Source organism: Bacillus paramobilis (assembly GCF_038096195.1).
GTDB classification, from domain to species: Bacteria; Bacillota; Bacilli; order Bacillales; family Bacillaceae_G; genus Bacillus_A; species Bacillus_A mobilis.
This window is the reverse complement of record NZ_CP151108.1, coordinates 1415407-1432972: the sequence shown is the minus strand read 5'-3', so window position 1 is coordinate 1432972 and position 17566 is coordinate 1415407. Positions and strand designations below refer to the sequence as shown.

Sequence of the window (17566 nt, the reverse complement as noted above, 5' to 3'; positions counted from 1 at the left end):
TGTCCTTTTCTCTTATCTTAAAAAGTGTTTAAAACGATCTACTTCATCGTCATGACCAATTACAATTAATATATCTCCCGCTTGAATATTTTCCGTAGCTCGAGGAGATACAATAACTTCTTTACCACGTTTAATCGCTACAATATTCAATCCAAACTTCGCACGAATATCTAATTCGATTAAAGAATGACCATCAATTTTTTTATTTGCAATAATCTCTACAATACTATGCTCATCTGAAAGCTCAAGATAGTCTAATACATTACTTGATGCAATATTATTAGCAATCCTTTTTCCCATATCACGCTCTGGGTGTACAATGTGATCTGCCCCTATTTTACTTAACACTTTTTCATGGTAATCATTTTGAGCTTTTACAGTAATATTTTTTACACCTAACTCTTTCAGAATTAATGTTGTTAAAATACTTGAATTTAAATTGTCTCCAATAGCAACGACTACATGGTCAAAATTACGAATACCAAGACTTTTTAATACCATCTCATCTGTCGAATCTGCAATTACAGCATGCGAAGCTATATTTGCAAACTCATTAATTTTATCCTCATCTGAATCAATTGCCATTACTTCCATACCTAATTGAGCGAGTTCCCGGCAAATACTTCCACCAAAACGTCCAAGCCCAATGACAGCAAATTCTTTCTCTTTTTCACCCACAGGAATTCCTCCAATAACATCGAATACTATGTATTTTTATTGTAACATACTTTAGATTTGCTACAAAAACCTGTATATCATTCTTATTTTTGTTTTTGCATATAAAAATACTGTTGTAAATAAAATGCGATACTGAAAATTAACATACCAAATACAAATATATTTCCAAATGAACTAAATGTTTCAAAAACGAATAATAACGTTTCTTGTCCAAAGAAAGCAAATAATAGTTGTGTAAATGCGAATAGCAATGCCAATATATAATGATGTTGATGGAATAAATAGTGTGTTGCACCTAAAAAAGCGATAAACGAAATGATGAAAATCCACCAATTTTCTAAAAATAGTTGCCAATTATTAAATTGATATCCATTTACTAATATCGCAATAATTCCTATAACCGCCATCGTTGGCACACTCCAAAATAATGCTCGTCCTCTAAAGAAGAGAGTTCCTTTAACGTCACCTTTTTCATGCGCAATGTATGTTAGTACTACCGTACTTATATACAAAACTGAAAGAATTGTTAAAACGATAATAAGCCAAAAATGTAATTGATAATACTCATGCTCTATGTTTGTCACGATAGCCGCTAACATACACGGGATTAGCATCCCAGTCCAACCATCTACCTTTCTTTCATTCCAAAACACCGTGTTACCAATCCGTATCCCTAACAACATAAAAATAATGATACCTAGTACAAATAATGTCGTTTTATTCCCTACTAAACTCGTTGAGAAAGCAATCAATCCAATAAATAAAAAGAGCACAAACCCATTCATAATTTCTAATACAGGTGATAAATATCTCTTCACCCATTTATATGTTTCGTCATATTCATGATTATCTACTAAACGGTAGGCATAAAAACTTATCCCAAAATACACCGCCGCAATAATAACATACGCATATAAGACGAAACACAACATTGCACTGCTAATTTGCACGTAATTCCCCACCCTTTTTTCTATGTTTCACATTGATTTTACACACTTTCTACACGAAATGTAAACATATATAAGCTAGTTAACTAATCATCTTCTCAATAAGTGATAATGAATAATGAGCAGCGGCTCAAAACCACTGCTCATTACTTTATCCATTTGTATGCCGATGTCTATCCAAAACAAATATGAAAGATGTTTTCGTCTTAGAACTAACAAGTACTCACTTTAAAGTTTTGCAAATTTGGCGAGCAAGTTTACTTTCTAGTTCCTTTCCACTTCACATATTGATCTAAAAATGCGATAGCTTTCTCAATAGCCTCTTCATCTGGTTTTAATTTTGCGTGGTGTAAACCATATTCTGAATTTACCCCAAGCCAAAACATAAATCCAGGAATCTCTTGAAGCATATAACCAAAATCTTCCCCTGTCATTGCCTCAGTACATGTAATTACATTCATATCAGTTTGTTCACTTACAAACTGCATAAACTCTCTCGTTAATACTTCATGGTTATATACTTGATGATACATCGCTCCGTAGTCAATGACCGCTTCACATTGAAAGGAAGCTTCTATACCTGCAACAATTGCCTCAATCCTACTTTTAACACGACTCATTGATTCCACTGATAACGTTCGGATTGTTCCTTCTAACCGAGACTTTTCTGCTATGATATTTTGAACCGTACCACCTGTTATTTTTCCGATTGTAATTACAGCACTATCAAGGGGATTCACATTACGACTAATAACCGATTGAAGTTGTGTAACAAGGTGACTTGCTGCAACAATCATATCATTTGCAGTATGCGGGTAGGCTGCATGTCCACCTTTCCCTTTTAAATCAACATATAACTCTGATGTATTCGCAAATAATAGCCCCTCTTTGGTTGCAATTGTTCCTACAGCGTATTCAGGTGCAATATGAAGACCCAAAATTATATTCGGCTTCCATTCTTTTAACTCTTCACTCTCTAACATAGGAAGAGCCCCTCCTGGACCTTCTTCAGCTGGTTGGAATAGAAACACAAGGTCATCATCTATTCTTTCTGTTACAGCTGCTGTTAGAAGGCCTAAACCGATGGTTGTATGCAAATCGTGTCCACATGCATGCATCATTCCTTCATGAGTAGAAGCAAACTCATATCCAGTTTCTTCGGTAATTGGTAAACCGTCTATATCTGCGCGATAACCGATAATTTTTTCTGGATTTTTCCCATTTACTTTAACAATGACACCTGTTTTCCATACTTTCACTTCCACATATTCATTCGAAAGCGTTCCTATGTAATCTAAAATATACTGTTGTGTTTTCCACTCTTTAAATCCAATTTCCGGTATTTTGTGTAAGTCTCTACGAATTTGAACGAATTTGCTTACTTCCATTTTTGCACCTCTATCTATAAAAAGCGTAAGAGCCTGTTATGCCCTTACGCTTTTTTTGTTTTTATTTCTCTGGGTTTAATTGACGAAGCTCTTGTTTAATTTCAGTTTTTGCTTTTGTCTTCTCATCAATCTCTTTAATTACACGTGCTGGAGTACCCGCAACAACTGTATATGGAGGTACATCTTCTGTTACAACAGCTCCTGCTGCTACAACTGCACCTTTACCTACTGTAACTCCCTCTAACACAACTACGTTAGCACCAATTACAACATCATCTTCAACGATAACTGGTTTTGCTGAAGGCGGCTCAATAACACCTGCAAGTACTGCACCTGCACCTACGTGACAGTTCTTACCAACAGTTGCACGTCCACCAAGTACCGCGTTCATGTCGATCATAGAACCTTCACCAATTACAGCACCGATATTAATTGTTGCATTCATCATAATAACAGCGTTGTCGCCGATTTCAACGTGATCACGAATAATCGCGCCTGGCTCAATACGAGCTTTAATACCTTTTAAATCAAGCATTGGAATTGCAGAATTACGACGGTCATTTTCAACAACGTAATCAACAATGTGCTTGCTATTTTCACCAAGAATTGTCTTAATTTCAGACCATTCTCCAAATAATACACCAGACTTTTTATTTACAAATGCTTGTACCGTTTCAGGGAATGTTACTTCTTTTAAATCCCCTTTTATGTATACCTTTACAGGAGTTTTCTTTTCACTTTTTTGAATAAACGAAATAATTTCGTTAGCGTCCATCATTTTCATTCTTGTTGCCTCCTAAATCCATTTATAATGTTACTCTACCAAACGATAGAGCGAGTAGCAAGATAATAATCCTATTTTTCCATTTGAATTTCTTCTATAATTTCTAAAAATGCCCGTACTTGCTTTAATTGTCTGGCCGATTCACTCGTCAATAACCATGTCTCTCTCGTTAATTGAACAGGTGTTTTATACATATTTTCCTGTACTTCTTTTAAAACAGTAGAAGGTAACAGAGCATAACCTATACCATTTAAAACGAGTTGTTTGCAAGTCTCAATTTGATCAACCACAATTGTTCTCTTAGGCGGATTAGAAAATAAACCATACCACCAATTTTGTATTTGTCCATAATAAGTCGAATCACTTTTAAATTGAATAAATGGTCTATTTGTTTCTTTTAACATCGAAATATCTTTTATTTCTTTATCCACTAAATAAAGTTCATCTTCAAATAATTGTTGTTTCTGACCTTTATATTCTTGTGTGCCTCTCAATATAGCAACATGAACGTCTCCTTCATAAAATTGCTTTTGTACTTCACTACTCCAGCCAGTAAACAGCGATATTTTCACAGAAGGGTATTTATGTACAAACTTCTTCAAAACAGGAGGAAGCCAATATTGACCAATAACTGATGCAACAGCTATTTTTAACGTTCCGTGAGTTTCTGTTCTAAAAATAGCTAGCTCACTTTTAATATCCTCTTCTTTTTGTAACATCTCTTTTGCATAATTTGCGACTTTTTCCCCTTCAGGTGTAATTGTCAATCCTTTTTGTGAGCGAATAAAAAACTTCATTCCCCATTGCTTCTCCATAGATTGTAATCGTTGACTAAGCGCAGGTTGTGAAACAAATAAACGTTCCGCCGCTTTTCTCATATTTGATTCCTGAGCTAACACAACCATCATTTGAAAATCATCAATTTGCAACTTTCTCCCTCTTTCCTTAGCTTCCATACACCTTATCTCAATAAGCTTTTCATCCTTAATTTAACTATATACTCTTATATTTTTTATCTTTTTAAATATAATACATACACAACTGATATGCACGAAAAAAAGTGACTTCTCCGCTTCTATGAAGTCACTTTTCTCACATTATCGATTATGTTGTCTTACTTTTTTATTCAACAATTTTAAAATAGCTCGACGCGTTAATATCCCCTCAAAATATCCCTCTTCATTGACAGCGCAAATAAAAGGATGATCAATTGTCATTTCTAAAGCTTTTGCAAATGAATCTTCTAACTTAAGAACCGGAATGTCTTCCTTCATCACCTGTTCTACTTTCATTTCGTCAAGTCGCTCAAACTCAATGCGCTCTAGCCCTAATATACCGTCTAAAATCATAGCTGTACTAATTAACCCATGTAATTTATACATCGGGTCTAAAACAGGTATCGCCGAATATCCAGATTTCACAAGAACGAGTAAAGCATGCTCTAAACCATTCCCCATTTGGACATGTGCTACTTTTTCTGATGAAATCATTAAATCTTTCACAAAAATTTGTTGAAACTCGTCTTTCGGAATACTAATCATGTTACATCCCCCATCTTCCCTTTTTCCTACTTTTAATCACCGACTCTATTCACATTTTATGATAGCGTTTTCACATTATTATTTTGTCCTTACTTTATTTCAATAAAAACAAAATTACACAGCTATTTTAGCATACAACACAAAAAAAAGACTACCATTCCGGTAGCGCTTAATACCCCTTATTTTTTAATCTGTAAAATAACCTTGTAATTTTTTTATATTGCGTCACATCTGTCCGTTTTAAACCATTCTCAATATCTGTAAGTTCCACAGCTAAAATTTCACTCGCATAATTTTGCTGAAATAAAATATCTAGTAACAAACTCTCTTCTTCTTCTGTTAAAACAACTTCCCTTTTCATATACCCCTCTCCTTATACTCGCATCGTTACTCTTATTATATAAAATTTCCAGTCTATTTAATAGATGTAATATTCAGTTTTTATTGAAAGATATATAAATTGTTTTTTATTTCGTATATCGATTTGCATAACTAAACGCCGCATAAGCATCTGGCTTAATTTTTGCAGTTAATCCCATCGCTTGAATTTTCGCTGTCATATCTAGAATAAATTCTTTTGTTAAACCATCATTTCCGATATCCAAGTGAATTTCCATTATAAATCCAGCCCCATCTTGAGCATATGGATGCAATAAATCCCATATTGTTTGTATATGTTTTGGAGTAAATAGGCATGCAATTTCTTGGCTAAACTGCGTCTCTAAATATATTTTCTCACGCAAAGTTGCTGGCTTATCTTTCACTGATTTATGGTGTAAACACCCCCAGGCACCTTTTCCAACGCGATGAATATGAATTGCCGTAATAAACCTCGTATCCTTTTGATGTGCTTGTGAGTCTGTCCCAATGGATAAGCGATATAAATTTCGTGGATCCTTTTCAATGAAGCTACAAATACGGCTAAAGACCATATCAAAATTTAAATGTCTCTCTGAAACATTATAAAATGTATGTTCACCGGCCACATAGTCACGTCCTTTCAATTAGACAGACTTTTCGTATTCTCATTGTATGGGACAAAAATAAAAATTATAACTTCCTATCCTTTATTCGTTTCAATATTTCGAATTACATAATGGCAAACTTGGCACGTATAGATTACATTTTGATTCGATTGAGCCGTTAATACATGAATAATCTCAGCAGAATTGTGACATTTAGGGCAAATCACAACTGGTAAATGTTCCATACAACACACCTCCTCATTATCTTTATCCCGCTTTTGCTATCCGTAAACAACCAATTGGTGATGGCTAATAATCAGTATAGGACGAAGAAGCCCTACTGATTACAATTTCACTTTATTACCATTGTAGGAAAAATGAAAAATCCCTATACATATATGCTAAAAAGTAATACAACTAAAAAAGGTGTTGCCATATGGCAACACCTTTTTTATATGTATCAAGAAATGATATCGTAAATCTCAATTGCAACCATATCGATATTATCGAATTGATACACTTGAGGTTTTTCACCTTGTTGATACACTTCTAACTCATACATTTCACTTTTATCGAAAAATTTCACGCTACATTTGCGCTCACCGTTCACTTCAAAATAGCGTTGTGCTACTTCACCGCTTTCAGCTTGTTCTTGTAGACTAACAAGTCGAGTTAAAATTCCTTGGAGTAGAGACATGAAATCTCTCCTTTCTCTGATCTTCCTACCAATAGGTTTTACAGCTATACTCATTCTATCCGTCATAACAGAAAAAATGTTCCACAGTCTAGGATAAAGGTTATTGGCCAGAAACTCAACTAAAAATTTGTCGAAATGCGAAGGAAAAAACAGAAAAAACATCTTTTCCCTTCTTTATTGCGATTTTTATACTGGAAGAATATAATAAAAAACAGAAAAAAGGAGGAATTACGATGAAAAAAATTGAGGTTTACACACAACCTGATTGTCCGCCATGTGTCATTGTGAAAGAATTTTTAAAGCATAATAACGTTGTATATGAAGAGTTTGACGTAAAAAAAGACGCTGCTGCACGCAATCGTCTTTTATATGACTATGATTCATATTCAACTCCAACAGTTGTAATTGATGGAGAAGTTGTTGCTGGTTTTCAAATTGAAAAATTACAACAGCTACTCAATATTGAATAAGAATAGGTAAAGACCTATTCTTATTCAATATTTGTGGGTAGTATTAGCCCGAGTGGTGCAGGCTATTACTCAGTGAGAGGTGATTATCCCCCACCGATTGAAGTTTTACTTTATAATTGTTGTAATCTTTTTATTTCAGTTAAAAGTTCTTGACTTTCATGATATCCAGCCATTTTCCATTTCCCTTGATCTCTTTGCAATGTTACAATTTGATATTGTCCACTTTTTGCCCGCTCATATACATATAAAATTTTATGCTCTTCATCATATGACATTTTCGTTTCTGAATGAAAAGAAAACGGCGCTTCTTTTGCCGGAAGTAAATATTCACCACTTTGTTTATCACTTCTACTATTTTCATCTGTAAATACTTGAAGGAAATTCTCTGTAAAATATGGTGATAACGTTTCTATCATCTTATTCATCGGCAAACGCTTCCCACGAATTGAGAATTGGGTTTCATAGCCTTTTTGTATCGTTGTAAACACTTCTTTCTGATCGATTTTCACTTCCTCTTTTCCTAAAACAGTTGTGACACTATAACCAACTAGAAAGGCAACGCATACAAATAGAACTAACCATATTCCATATTTCCTCATTTTTTCACCTTCCTTTTAAGAGAACTTGTCTTTGTAGTATTCATTGTAACAATGATTATGCCAAGAAAGGTCTGGTTTCGTTCGTAAAATCTTTACAACGATAGACAGCATTTTCATCACCATTTTCACTATTACCAATTTATGATAAAAACAAACAAAAAATGCACGAATTTCTTCGTGCATTAAAATAAAACATCTTCTTCATATAAATATTCATACGATAAATCTATAAATAAAAAGTTTTCATCATCAATTGGGAAAGAAAATGTTCGTACCATCTCACCGGTTTCAATATCAGCATATAAATCTGAAAGTCTTGCCTTATTCTCAAAACGCATTTTCATAATATTTTCTAGAAAATACGGACGCCAACTCCAGTTCTTCATATAATACTCAGGCATCACAATCCATTCCCCATCTTTTTTCATAACATTTCCTGATTGCTGGAAACCATCTTCGTTACAAATAAATATGCGGAAACTATACTGTGATACACTTTGGCTAAATTGTAATAACCAATCATTTATATCTTCATTCTTTTTCTGTTTGGCTAGAACATCACCAATTCGATCACGTAACATTTCTGTTAAATTATAAATTTTTTGTAATTTCTTCTTCTCATGTTGAATAAATTGATGACACTCATTACCAAGTCGCTCTTTCAAAACGTTCGTTTCAATAAAATCAGGTAAGCATTCTTTCAAATAATTCCCTTGATAATATCTACCACCGTTTTTCCAAGCATATTGTAGTTGATAAAAAGCATCTATTTCTTCATACAACAATGTCGCACCAATTCTTCTAGCAAGTAATGATAAAGAATATAAAATATCTTGATAAGATTGTAAAAGTGCAGTTTGCCTTAAGTTTGTTAAATCTACTTTTAAAATATCTGGCGCTAACACGCTAATACGTTCTAAATTACTTGTACCCGTTCCGACTTTATTAATCGAAATTTGAATACCATATGTACGATAATACATAAGCAAATGATTAAATTGCTCTATATCTTCTTTACATTCATGTTCTGTAATTTCTAAAACAATGTGTTTCAAATTTAAACCTTGCTCTTCATACATCAATAAAAGTTGAAGTAAACTTTCATCATCATCGTTCATTAATACGTTAGCATTCCGATGTATAAATAATAATAGTTTTTGATCACTTTCTAAATAACGATTTAAAGCTTTTTCTACTATAATGTTATCTGCTTCCAGTTGAAACTCACTTGGAATAGAATCATCATGAAAGAAAGAAGCCAAACTTTGTATGCCCTCTTCTGTTTGAATACGTCCTACTACTTCATATCCAATTACAGTATGCTCATCAGCACTAAAAATAGCTTGATAATAAGGAAGGACTTTATCCAAGTTACTCATTACATCTAATGCATCTATCAACGTGCTTCCCTCCCTTTACTTTTCAAAAATTATAACATGATATTTACGGAAAAATAATAAAAAATCCCTTCAGTTTTCCTGAAGGGATTAGAGGGGTAAAATGCTAAGGGGAATTAGCAATTCTACTATGAAGAAAAAAGAGGTCTTAAATATAACGTATATATGACCTCTTGTAAACACCTTTCTTTCATATGTCACAATTCCGTCACATTTAACTATAGAAAAATGAATCAAACATTCATTTTTCTCATCCCTTTTAAAATGGATATTGATGTAAATGTTGTCCGCCATCCATTGTCATGCAAGTTCCATTTATGTACGCAGCTTCATCTGAACATAAATAATAAGCTAGACCTGCGATTTCTTCTGGCGTACCCAGCCTTCCAAGCGGAACACTTTGTATCGTACGCTTAGCCATTTCTTCTGAAATCCATAATTTATCAGCACCGCCCGTACGTTCAATTGGCCCTGGTGCGATAGCATTTACTCGTATTCCATATTTACGTCCCCACTCAACAGCAAGCGTCTTCGTCATTGCTAATACTCCAGCCTTAGCTGCAGCCGAATGAATAACTCCTGGACCTGCATCCCATGCATATGTTGCTACCATGTTAATGATATTCCCTTTTATACCTTTTTCAATCCAATATTTCCCGACAGCCTGACTACAGTAAAATGTACCATTTAACACAATATTAATGACCGAATTCCAGCCATTTACGGATAAATCCTCTGCTGGACAAATAAAGTTTCCAGCTGCATTATTTATTAAAATATCAATTCGTCCAAACTTCTCATCAATTTGTTCAATCATTTTCTGAATATCATCCGTATTCCTTACATCCATTTGTACAGGTAATATTTGTCCTGGAAATTGTTCAATTTCCAACTTTGTTTCCTCTAGTTTTTCCTTTGTACGTCCTGTAATAACAACTCGCGCCCCTTCTTTTGCAAAACGAATCGCCATTCCTTTTCCCATTCCGCTTGATCCACCTGTTATAATAACTACCTTTTCTTTCACATACATCCCCTCCCAAAAATGAATACACATTCATTTTATCATTTTATTTAATAGAAATCTTTATATTTTTAAACTTTTCTGATATTTTAACGTAAAGAGGTTTCTTTTTATTTGTTTTTTTGTAATCTATACTACTTTTTTATTATTTAAAATATATTTCAAATAAACTGAAAGGAGATTTGAGTAACCTGTAAATGTAACGAACACATGTGATATAAGTCAAATAGGTATACTCATATTTTTATGAAGAAAATTACTAGAAGAGATTTTTTAAAAGTCGGCATGCGCACTTGTCTATATTCATTTATAACCACTAGCATCGGATACTATTACGCTAAATATATTGAGCCTCACTTACTCTCTTTTACAGAGCATACACTTACATCACAACTCATACCAAAAAGTTTTCATGGTATGAAGATTCTTCAATTTAGCGATTTACATCTCGGATACTATTTCTCTCTCCAACATTTATCTCAAATCGTTTCTAAAATTAATGCTGTAAAGCCAGATATTGTTCTTTTTACTGGTGATCTCATTGATAATTATCAAACATATACTGACACTCCTTTCGTTGCATCTATATTAAAAAATATACAAGCACCCTTCGGTAAATTTTCTATTTATGGTAACCACGATCACGGCGGATATGGAACTGAATACTATGAACACATCATGCGTGAATCTGGATTTGAACTATTACTAAATAGTGAAAAGAAAATTCGTCTACTGGATAATAGTGAAATCTCAATTTTCGGTCTTGATGATATACTCCTAGGCAAACCAAAAATAGAGGAGACACTACAGCACGCAAAGGAAAACACTTATAACATCGTTCTTGTTCACGAGCCAGATATTGCACCTCTGATTGCTACATATCCAGTCAACTTGCAACTTTCTGGTCATAGCCATGGCGGACAAGTACAAATTCCTTTTGTAGGCGCTATTATTACCCCATCACTTGCTAAAAACTATGTTGAAGGCTTCTATACGATTCAAGACTTAGCTCTCTATGTCAATCGAGGCCTTGGAAGAACACGTGTCCCATTCCGATTTATGTCAAAACCTGAAATTACGATTTTCACGCTCCAACATTCGCAATAATTCGCCTATTTTCTTACATATCCTTTCTTGTACGCGCTCATCCACGTTTCATTTACCATATGATAAAAGTGAGTCCAATAAAGGAGGTTTGTTCATGTATCCATATTATCAACCAATCCCAGTCCGTTCAGCACCTATTGGTCCAGTAGGCGACTCACGCTTCTTTCCGTTTTTTGGCGTCCCATTTCTAGCTGGCATTGCTGGTGGACTGCTCGGCGGAGCATTGGCTTTCGGTCCTAGACCCTATTACCCACCATATCCACCACCTTTTCCACCGCCAACACCTTTCCCTTGTTATGGTGGACCTTGTCAACAACCATACTATTATTAATGTACTGTAACAATTCTACCAATGTTATTCCCTCTCTTGACCAATCCATGATCTATTAACATGCTTACAATAAAAACTATTCTCTCTACACATTCTTCTATTTAGAGAACGTATAATAAGTAGAGAACAAAGTAAAAAAACCTCTTTTTTTTAAGAGGTTTTTTACTTTGTTCCCATTATTCAGCATCCGTGTTTTGATACGCCATCTTAAACAACTTCACTTGGCTATCAATTTCTTCTGTACTACTATTAATAACATAATAATAGTCACCGGTTTTATTTTGTTCACGCGTTTTCACATTATCAGCTAATGTAAGCTGTAAAATCGCCTTAATTCTCGCCTTCATTTCAATATCTAATATCGGGAAAGATATTTCTACTCGCTTTTCCATATTTCGCGTCATCCAATCAGCTGAAGATAAATATATCTTTTCCTCTCCATTATGATGGAAATAATAGATTCGGCTATGTTCTAAATATCTACCGACAACACTAACTACCCGAATATTTTCACTTACATTTGGAATACCAGGCCTTAAACAACATGTTCCTCGAACGATGAGTTCTACCTTTACTCCAGCTTGTGATGCTTCATACATTTTTTTTATTAATGGTTTATCTGTTAATGAATTCATCTTAGCAATAATATATCCATTTCCATATTGCCTATGATAACGGATTTCTTCATCTATTAAATCCATAAATTGCTCTCTTATATCAAATGGCGCAACTGATAAATGATGAAAATGTGGCTTTGTTGTATAACCACTCAAATAATTAAAGAAATTTGTTGCATCGACTCCAAAGTCTTTTCGTGATGTAATATACCCGAAATCAGTATATAACTTTGCTGTTGCGTCATTATAATTTCCAGTCCCAAGATGTACGAACCTTTCGATTTTTCCGTTTTTTCTTCTTACAACTAGCGTAATTTTACTATGTGTTTTCAAATGACTCACACCGTAAATAACGTGACAGCCTGCCTTTTCCAATTCTTTAGCCCAATGCACATTATTTTCTTCATCAAATCTTGCCTTTAACTCAACTAATACCGTCACTTGCTTTCCTTTTTCAGCCGCTACCTTTAGCGCCTGAATAATCGGCGAATCCCCGCTTACCCGATATAATGTTTGTTTGATTGCAAGTACATTCGGATCGTCTGCCGCATCACGGACAAAATCAACTACTGGCTGAAACGATTCAAAGGGATGATGTAATAAAATATCATGCTCAATTGCTTTTTCAAATACATCTTCCGCATCCCCTAAGTCTTGAGGCCGTTGCGGAATAAGAGCCGGATATACTAGATGTTCATATAAAGGAGCTAGTTTTTTATATAAAGAAAATAGACATGTTAAATCTAGCGGTCCATCCATTATATACACATCTTCATCTTTTACTTCCAACACTTCATATAATAATGCTAATACTCTTTCATCAATATGCTCTTTGCCAACTTCTAAACGTACAGCAGCTCCCCACTTACGCTTCTTTAATTCTTTTTCAATTACCTTTAATAAATCCCTCGCACCTTCTTCATGAATTGTTAAATCCGCATTGCGTGTAATACGGAAACGGGTAACAGATGATACATTATATCCTGTAAATAATTTATGAGTAAAACCACTAATTACATCTTCTAATAAAATAAATTTATGCTTTTGCCCTTCACTCGGTAAAAATATGAAGCGTTCGAGTAATGAAGGAACTTGTACAATTCCTAGCTTCGTGCGGTTTTCTTCCTCCACTTGTTTTTCATCATATAAAAGAGTAGCTAAATTCAAACTTTTATTTAATAACATTGGAAATGGACGATATGCATCGATAGCTACAGGTGTTAAGACTGGGAAAATTTGCTCATCAAAATACTCTTCTATAAATTCTCTCTGTTCTTTCGTCAAATCATGGAATGTTAAACGCTCAATCCCCTCTAGCTCCAGCCCTGGCAACACATAATTTTTAAACGTATTATATTGTACAGTCATCAATTCATGGGCCTTTATTGCAATTTTACTTAATTGCTTTTTTGGTGTTAAGCCAGCCTTATTTTCTGGTTGGTTAAACCCAGCACTCACTTGATCCTTCAATCCTGCCACGCGTACCATAAAGAATTCATCTAAATTTGAGCTGAAAATGCTAATAAATTTTAATCTTTCCAAGAGCGGATTCGTTTCATCCTGTGCTTCTTGTAGTACACGTTCATTAAATGCTAACCAACTTAATTCTCGATTATTGTAATAAGCTGTATCATTTAAATTAACTATATTCCCCTTCAACATTTCCATCCTCTTCACACTTCCCTTGAAACTTTTTTACTATAATTTAGTTACTTTCATTTTAGCAAATTACAATATTCCAAAGTGTTAATTTTTTGTAAAGACATCCGTACAACTTAACATTTTGATTCGAAGGATAAGTGAATAGTCGTTTTCAACACTCTTTCCAGCTGCTTTTTTTGCTTTTCAGCTTGCACTTTTTCCGCTAATGCCGATTGCTCACATACAATTTTAAATGTTAATCCGTCTTGACTATCTGTTATAGATATGGATTCAACAAGCGATCTTTGTCTTATATTTAGAGCTGCTGAAAATTGTAAAACAGCCCCTAATAGACGAATTTTTTTTTGTTCATTTTTATCGAACCATCCTTCAAATGGGGACAAGTGTTGTTTGAATAACATTTTTGATTTATAAGACGCAATAAGCGCTAATCTAACTCGCTCTTTATGCATCATACCATCAATTGTTTTATTCGCTAATAAATAAAACGTATGTAAGCGGCTCGCTTCTTCGTCTATATATTTACCTATATTAAATACTTTCGCCGCTTGATGGAATACTTCCCAGTCTTTTACTGACATAGAAATTAGCCCTGTTCCCTCAAGCTGTTGACAAATCAATCTTCCATGTTTAATAAGCTGAATTACAAATTCCATATCCATTTCATATTCATGTGATAATAAATGCAAACTTTCTTCGACTACGTTCGGATAATATGAAATCCCCAAATCTTTTGTCAACTCTTCATAGAAAACACCTTCTCGTAACCCTTTTCTACTTAATACAAATGCTGGTGCCTCTATAACGTTAACAAGCGTATGAAAAACTTCGACTGCTGGAATAATTGTATCTGCTCGATCTTTTGCCAATCCTTCCAATTTTTGAAGTTCTATGAACGACAATGCTTCCAATTCTTCTTTCACATTTTTAATATCTTCTTCTTTCATTTTATATAAATGTACCCCTGCTATAGGATAACAAATTAAATTTTGATGGATTTTCACTAAGTTCCTCGCACTACCACCAATTGCAATAAGAGGCAATTGCTTATCAATTAACCATGGTAATGTTTGAAATTGATATTCTAAGTACGTTTGAATCTTTTCCAACTCGTCTTCATTAGGTATATCCTCTTTAATAAATTGTTGCTTTAAAGAAAGTGCTCCAAAAGGAAAGCTATGGTACTCTAAAATCTCTCTATTTCGAAAGTATGTAACTTCCGTACTTCCTCCACCAATATCTACTGTAATTCCTTCAGAGAACGAAGTTGAATTCATAACTGCTAAATAGCCGTAACGTGCTTCCTCATATTCTGATAATACTCTAAGAGTAAAGTCTGTTTGTCCTTCAACAAGTTTTTTAATTGCCTCTTGATTCTCAGCCTGTCTAATTGTTGCTGTTGCAACACAAAGTACATGATGCAACTGGTGGAATCGTGTACTTTCTTGAAATTGAAATAATGTTTGTAACAATACCTCTATTCCTTCTTCGATCAACACACCATCGATTAAGTAATTCCTTAACCGAGCAACCACTTTCGTATTTTCAATCTCCTTATAAAAACCTCCGTTTTGCTTTTCATAAATAACTAAACGCATTGTATTAGATCCAATATCTATAATGGCATATTGCTGTTTTAATATTTCTTTCAAACTTCTCACTCTTTCATTATCAAATTTCTAAAACACATTCTATTACTATTATACAAAATAGTTGTTTTTTGTAACAATATTGCTTTAATATTGAAAATATATACAATCACTTTTTGCATATAATAAAAACCTCTTTTATTTATGTTATAATAATGAAAAATTGAAAGGAGATTCAATATGAAACCTTCACAACCACAATCTCAATTACAAAACCAACATTCTATTAATCGACTAGCTCAATCTATTTTCGTTGTGAATCGTCATGCTAAAGCTGCAACTAATCCGAAGTATTTATATTGGTTAAAAAAGACGGCTTTAGAACGCTTAATTGCTGAAAAAAAAGCTATTAAAGAAGGATTACATTTTTCTAGAAATCCACGCTTTAGCCAACAACAATCGGATGTTCTTATCCGTTTAGGTGATTATTTTTTCCATATTCCTCCTACAAAAGAAGATTTTCGAATCCTACCACATCTTGGTCATCTTGAATCCTCCTATCGAAATCCGAAAACAAACTTATCTTTAACAGTAGCAAAAAAGACACTTCAAGATTATATTGGTCCTGAAGCACTAAAACAAGAGAAAAAATTAAGTGAACCTGTCCCATGGTATAGTCGTACTTATACAAAAAAATAAAACAGTTTGGCCAATTGTAGGCCAAACTGTTTTATTTTTTCTCTTCTTTAATTTTAATATTTGCTTGTTTATAAAAAGCTAGTTTTTCTGTATTATAAGATTTCGTAAATTCATTAAACTTGTCTTTTTCTGATTCAATATCTTTATAAGATTGATTTACTACTTTTACTTTTTCACTAATATCTTTTAATTTTGTACCTTTATCTTGTAGCATTGTATATAATTCTTTTTCTTGTTTTAACGATTTACTATAGCTATCATACATCTTGTTAAATGAATCATGTCGTTTCTCATATGTGCTTTTCACTTTATCCGCTTGATCTTTCAATTTCTTATCTTCAATTTTCTTCACATATTTATCTGCTGATTTCACTTCTTCTTGTGCCTTATTTAAAGATTCTTTTTCTTTTGTAAGCACTTTTTCTCGTTCATCTGTATTTTTCACTGCTTGATTCAGTTTTTCCTTAACAGTTTGATTATTATCTTTTCCCTCTTGAACAATCTGGTTATATAATTCTTGTCCCTCTTTCTCTAAAGTTTCAAGTTTTTTTGCATCTTCAAACATTGTTTTTTCTTGCTTTGCAGCATTTTCAAACGCAACATATAATTCCTCTTCTGGTTTCGGCCCGAAACAACCGGCTAATAAAGTCATTGATAATGCAGTTACAATTGCTAATTTACTATACTTCAACATCGTTTCCTCCTACTTATATACGATCATCGTGTAAAAAGCTATGAAAATTATATACCCTTCTATAAACTCCACACTCGCACCTTTTTTACGAAAATCATTGATATTATTTATTAATACTTATCAAATTGTATTACTTGAAATTACATTTTACGTCTTTGAACTCAATAGCAATTTCGTATCCATCTTTACATATACTTTTACTTGGCACTTTTTAAAACTTCTTCATACTATGTATTACATAAAAGTACAACGGAATTCATCACAGCCATAATAATTTGAAGAACAACAGCAATAATTCACCTGATAAAAGATGTTCGTTGTTCTCTCACGTCTATCATTCTATCATTCCCTTTCCGCTTTCTATCAAATAATTTCTTTGT

At 33.6% G+C, this 17566-nt stretch carries 20 protein-coding genes; 4 read left to right on the top strand and 16 right to left on the bottom strand.

Annotated features, from left to right (window positions below; genetic code table 11):
* Window positions 1–12 precede the first annotated feature (12 nt).
* The 10 genes from AABL52_RS07590 to AABL52_RS07545 all read right to left on the bottom strand — a co-directional run bounded on the left by AABL52_RS07590 (window position 13) and on the right by AABL52_RS07545 (window position 7000).
* Window positions 13–678 (bottom strand): potassium channel family protein, encoded by a 666-nt coding sequence (locus tag AABL52_RS07590; protein ID WP_000504032.1) that lies wholly within the window; start codon window positions 676–678, stop codon window positions 13–15.
* Between the two features lie 83 nt (window positions 679–761).
* Window positions 762–1628 (bottom strand): hypothetical protein, encoded by an 867-nt coding sequence (locus AABL52_RS07585; protein ID WP_001167331.1) that lies wholly within the window; start codon window positions 1626–1628, stop codon window positions 762–764.
* A gap of 254 nt (window positions 1629–1882) precedes the next feature.
* On the bottom strand, window positions 1883–3013 hold the full coding sequence (locus AABL52_RS07580) for an N-acetyldiaminopimelate deacetylase (protein WP_097844176.1): 1131 nt from the start codon (window positions 3011–3013) through the stop codon (window positions 1883–1885).
* A 61-nt stretch (window positions 3014–3074) separates the two neighbouring features.
* A complete protein-coding gene (gene dapD, locus AABL52_RS07575) occupies window positions 3075–3797 on the bottom strand; it encodes a 2,3,4,5-tetrahydropyridine-2,6-dicarboxylate N-acetyltransferase (protein WP_000783251.1) in 723 nt (240 codons plus the stop codon).
* A 71-nt stretch (window positions 3798–3868) separates the two neighbouring features.
* A complete protein-coding gene (locus AABL52_RS07570) occupies window positions 3869–4753 on the bottom strand; it encodes a LysR family transcriptional regulator (RefSeq protein WP_002072868.1) in 885 nt (294 codons plus the stop codon).
* Window positions 4754–4894: 141 nt separating this feature from the next.
* Entirely contained in the window at window positions 4895–5338 is a 444-nt protein-coding gene (gene cbpB, locus AABL52_RS07565) for a cyclic-di-AMP-binding protein CbpB (RefSeq protein ID WP_000623571.1), read from the bottom strand.
* 169 nt (window positions 5339–5507) lie between these two features.
* The gene (gene abbA / locus AABL52_RS07560; protein WP_000818083.1) at window positions 5508–5699 is read right to left on the bottom strand and encodes an antirepressor AbbA; all 192 of its coding nucleotides are present in this window, start codon (window positions 5697–5699) and stop codon (window positions 5508–5510) included.
* 106 nt (window positions 5700–5805) lie between these two features.
* Window positions 5806–6324: a ribonuclease H-like YkuK family protein gene (locus AABL52_RS07555; protein WP_000896653.1), complete on the bottom strand. Its 519-nt coding sequence runs from the start codon at window positions 6322–6324 to the stop codon at window positions 5806–5808.
* Between the two features lie 74 nt (window positions 6325–6398).
* Complete coding sequence (locus AABL52_RS07550) at window positions 6399–6548, bottom strand: hypothetical protein (RefSeq protein ID WP_341519129.1); 150 nt, start codon at window positions 6546–6548, stop codon at window positions 6399–6401.
* A gap of 215 nt (window positions 6549–6763) precedes the next feature.
* Window positions 6764–7000, bottom strand: a complete 237-nt coding sequence (locus tag AABL52_RS07545; RefSeq protein ID WP_000055151.1) for a YkuJ family protein — start codon at window positions 6998–7000, stop codon at window positions 6764–6766.
* Between the two features lie 233 nt (window positions 7001–7233).
* Here AABL52_RS07545 and AABL52_RS07540 point away from each other — a divergent pair, with 233 nt between their 5' ends.
* Window positions 7234–7470: a glutaredoxin family protein gene (locus tag AABL52_RS07540; protein ID WP_000717880.1), complete on the top strand. Its 237-nt coding sequence runs from the start codon at window positions 7234–7236 to the stop codon at window positions 7468–7470.
* A gap of 110 nt (window positions 7471–7580) precedes the next feature.
* On the opposite strand, the gene AABL52_RS07535 is transcribed toward AABL52_RS07540, so the two are convergent.
* The 3 genes from AABL52_RS07535 to fadH form a co-directional block, all read right to left on the bottom strand.
* Window positions 7581–8069 carry a DUF3993 domain-containing protein gene (locus tag AABL52_RS07535; protein ID WP_001233809.1) on the bottom strand — a complete coding sequence of 163 codons (489 nt, stop codon included), beginning with the start codon at window positions 8067–8069 and terminating at the stop codon, window positions 7581–7583.
* Between the two features lie 182 nt (window positions 8070–8251).
* Window positions 8252–9469, bottom strand: coding sequence for an EAL domain-containing protein (locus AABL52_RS07530; RefSeq protein ID WP_000564301.1), 1218 nt, complete (start codon window positions 9467–9469; stop codon window positions 8252–8254).
* Between the two features lie 256 nt (window positions 9470–9725).
* Window positions 9726–10490, bottom strand: a complete 765-nt coding sequence (gene fadH, locus AABL52_RS07525; RefSeq protein ID WP_000660897.1) for a 2,4-dienoyl-CoA reductase — start codon at window positions 10488–10490, stop codon at window positions 9726–9728.
* 243 nt (window positions 10491–10733) lie between these two features.
* Here fadH and AABL52_RS07520 point away from each other — a divergent pair, with 243 nt between their 5' ends.
* Both AABL52_RS07520 and AABL52_RS07515 read left to right on the top strand, forming a co-directional pair.
* Window positions 10734–11594, top strand: a complete 861-nt coding sequence (locus AABL52_RS07520) for a metallophosphoesterase (RefSeq protein WP_341519128.1) — start codon at window positions 10734–10736, stop codon at window positions 11592–11594.
* Window positions 11595–11688: 94 nt separating this feature from the next.
* Window positions 11689–11925, top strand: coding sequence for a hypothetical protein (locus AABL52_RS07515; RefSeq protein ID WP_061678291.1), 237 nt, complete (start codon window positions 11689–11691; stop codon window positions 11923–11925).
* A 176-nt stretch (window positions 11926–12101) separates the two neighbouring features.
* Here the strand turns inward: AABL52_RS07515 and AABL52_RS07510 are convergent, their stop codons facing one another.
* Window positions 12102–14210: a polyphosphate kinase gene (locus AABL52_RS07510; protein WP_340421318.1), complete on the bottom strand. Its 2109-nt coding sequence runs from the start codon at window positions 14208–14210 to the stop codon at window positions 12102–12104.
* 107 nt (window positions 14211–14317) lie between these two features.
* A complete protein-coding gene (gene ppx, locus AABL52_RS07505; RefSeq protein ID WP_341519127.1) occupies window positions 14318–15856 on the bottom strand; it encodes an exopolyphosphatase in 1539 nt (512 codons plus the stop codon).
* Window positions 15857–16033: 177 nt separating this feature from the next.
* Between ppx and AABL52_RS07500 the strand changes: the two genes are divergently transcribed.
* Complete coding sequence (locus tag AABL52_RS07500; protein ID WP_000804861.1) at window positions 16034–16492, top strand: YkyB family protein; 459 nt, start codon at window positions 16034–16036, stop codon at window positions 16490–16492.
* A gap of 31 nt (window positions 16493–16523) precedes the next feature.
* Here AABL52_RS07500 and AABL52_RS07495 read toward each other — a convergent pair whose 3' ends face one another.
* A complete protein-coding gene (locus AABL52_RS07495; RefSeq protein ID WP_000922496.1) occupies window positions 16524–17186 on the bottom strand; it encodes a YkyA family protein in 663 nt (220 codons plus the stop codon).
* Window positions 17187–17566 lie beyond the last annotated feature (380 nt).

Excerpts from the sequence above, each read along its gene's own strand:
- AABL52_RS07550 (WP_341519129.1), bottom strand. The coding sequence starts at position 6,548 with ATGGAACATTTACCAGTTGTGATTTGCCCTAAATGTCACAATTCTGCT.
- AABL52_RS07545 (WP_000055151.1), bottom strand. The coding sequence starts at position 7,000 with ATGTCTCTACTCCAAGGAATTTTAACTCGACTTGTTAGTCTACAAGAA.
- AABL52_RS07520 (WP_341519128.1), top strand. The coding sequence starts at position 10,734 with ATGAAGAAAATTACTAGAAGAGATTTTTTAAAAGTCGGCATGCGCACT.
- dapD (WP_000783251.1), bottom strand. The coding sequence starts at position 3,797 with ATGAAAATGATGGACGCTAACGAAATTATTTCGTTTATTCAAAAAAGT.
- AABL52_RS07515 (WP_061678291.1), top strand. The coding sequence starts at position 11,689 with ATGTATCCATATTATCAACCAATCCCAGTCCGTTCAGCACCTATTGGT.
- abbA (WP_000818083.1), bottom strand. The coding sequence starts at position 5,699 with ATGAAAAGGGAAGTTGTTTTAACAGAAGAAGAAGAGAGTTTGTTACTA.
- AABL52_RS07535 (WP_001233809.1), bottom strand. The coding sequence starts at position 8,069 with ATGAGGAAATATGGAATATGGTTAGTTCTATTTGTATGCGTTGCCTTT.
- AABL52_RS07500 (WP_000804861.1), top strand. The coding sequence starts at position 16,034 with ATGAAACCTTCACAACCACAATCTCAATTACAAAACCAACATTCTATT.
- cbpB (WP_000623571.1), bottom strand. The coding sequence starts at position 5,338 with ATGATTAGTATTCCGAAAGACGAGTTTCAACAAATTTTTGTGAAAGAT.
- AABL52_RS07570 (WP_002072868.1), bottom strand. The coding sequence starts at position 4,753 with ATGGAAGCTAAGGAAAGAGGGAGAAAGTTGCAAATTGATGATTTTCAA.
- AABL52_RS07510 (WP_340421318.1), bottom strand. The coding sequence starts at position 14,210 with ATGGAAATGTTGAAGGGGAATATAGTTAATTTAAATGATACAGCTTAT.
- AABL52_RS07495 (WP_000922496.1), bottom strand. The coding sequence starts at position 17,186 with ATGTTGAAGTATAGTAAATTAGCAATTGTAACTGCATTATCAATGACT.
- AABL52_RS07580 (WP_097844176.1), bottom strand. The coding sequence starts at position 3,013 with ATGGAAGTAAGCAAATTCGTTCAAATTCGTAGAGACTTACACAAAATA.
- AABL52_RS07540 (WP_000717880.1), top strand. The coding sequence starts at position 7,234 with ATGAAAAAAATTGAGGTTTACACACAACCTGATTGTCCGCCATGTGTC.